The sequence below is a fragment of the Pallidibacillus thermolactis genome, assembly GCF_025660415.1.
Classification (GTDB): domain Bacteria; phylum Bacillota; class Bacilli; order Bacillales; family Caldibacillaceae; genus Pallidibacillus; species Pallidibacillus thermolactis.
The window spans coordinates 1-1,747 of record NZ_JAOUSE010000100.1; the positions used below are offsets into that span (position 1 = coordinate 1).

Below are 1,747 nucleotides of genomic sequence, written 5' to 3' on the forward strand. Positions count from 1 at the left end.
TTTACTACTCTTTACAGGTGATAGTTTCCGTTATAAAGAATCCTTACTACATGGATAAAAGGATTTGGCAAGTGGCATACAATTTTAAATGCCAAATCATACATTTTTTACTTGCCAAATACAAAGTTAACTTATTGCTTAAATGTTTCATTTATCTATCTTTTATAAAAAGATCTCTTTTACTCTATATAGAGGAGATGGAGAATATTGGTACAAGTAGTCAATTTCATTAACTGATCTTTGATTGCGATTAGGTTAGTTAAGTTTTTTTCGACTTCTGTGAAGTGTCATACATTATTTTCCCAAACATTCTAAACCACCTTATTTTATCTTAAAACTCTTCATAAACGTTACAAATTAGCTCATGCTAAAGATCTATTTCAACTCTTTAATATAATATTGCCCTCTGTGACATAAGTGGATTCCATTTCATTTTGTATTTGAACTATGCTCTGGTTCGATTATCAGAGTGGATCTTTTCAAGAAGGTATAGTTTATGTTGTTCGAAGAAAGAAGAAGGTGTAATGGCCATTTTGAAACACTTATACGGAAGATTCAAAGAATAGTTCAATAAGTTTAGGGAATTATGTGAAAAAAAGGCTTATCCTTATTAAGGAGACGTTTTAATGATTAAAGTTATTGGTATAACGGAAGAACATAAACTAGAAATCCATACTGAGAATATTAATGAAATAAACTTCTCGAATTATAAATGGTTTTGGGCTGATTTTCATGAACCGACGGATAAGGAAATTGAACATTTATCTACTACGTTTCATTTTCATCCTTTAGCCATAGAAGATTGTGTCCAAAGGCTACATCGACCAAAATTAGATTATTATGAAAATCATACGTTTTATGTTACCCATTCCGTCCTAAAAGAAAGTAGTGAACTTATTAAAAATGAATTAAATTTTTTCGTGGGGGCAAATTTTATCGTTAGTTTTCATCGTATGCCTGCTTTGGAAATTTCACAAGTGTGGGATAGGTTGTGTGGTGCAAATAACATTGAAAAATGGGATTCATATTACGTTTTTTATCAAATATTAGATAAGATTGTCGACAACTATTTTCCAATAATCTATAACATAGAGGATGAATTAGATCGAATAGAGCACAATCGACACCATAAGTCTATGAACGATTTAATGAATGAATTGTTTGATATAAGACATATGTTGTTAAATTTGCGTCATACAATTAACCCGATGCGTGATTTACTTTATCGAATGTTAAATTCCCATCATTTGTACGAGATCTGGAATAGAAGAGAATATTTTTCCGATATATATGATGCACTATTAAAATTATCTGAGATGGTGATGTCTAATCGTGAAATAACAGCAGATATTAGAGATAGTTATATTTCTCTTAATACCCATCAAACGAATAATGTTATGAAAGTACTTACTATTATTACTTCTATTTTTGCTCCCTTGACATTAATTGCAGGGATTTATGGAATGAACTTTGAAAATATGCCTGAATTAACATGGAAATATGGATATTTTTTCTCGCTTTGTTTAATGGGAGGAATCGGTATTTCTATGTATTTTTGGTTTAAAAGGAAAGGATGGTTTTAAGAAAACTTATTAACCCAAACTCGTATATTAAAGCAAAAGGTTGTATATGGTAACTTAAAAGTGAGCCACAATAGCAATTGAAAACTGAGCCACTCTATAGGAAAATAACCCTAATAATTATTAGGGGGAAAACTGGAGTGATCAACCTGAGTGTAAAGCAAACA

The 1,747-nt window shown here is 30.6% G+C and carries 1 protein-coding gene; it reads left to right on the forward strand.

Annotation, left to right across the window (positions count from 1 at the left end):
* The first annotated feature begins 626 nt into the window (after positions 1-626).
* Positions 627-1,583: a magnesium/cobalt transporter CorA gene (corA, locus tag OEV82_RS16020; protein ID WP_173662173.1), complete on the forward strand. Its 957-nt coding sequence runs from the start codon at positions 627-629 to the stop codon at positions 1,581-1,583.
* The last annotated feature ends 164 nt before the right edge of the window (positions 1,584-1,747 follow it).

Excerpts from the sequence above, each read along its gene's own strand:
- corA (WP_173662173.1), top strand. The coding sequence starts at position 627 with ATGATTAAAGTTATTGGTATAACGGAAGAACATAAACTAGAAATCCAT.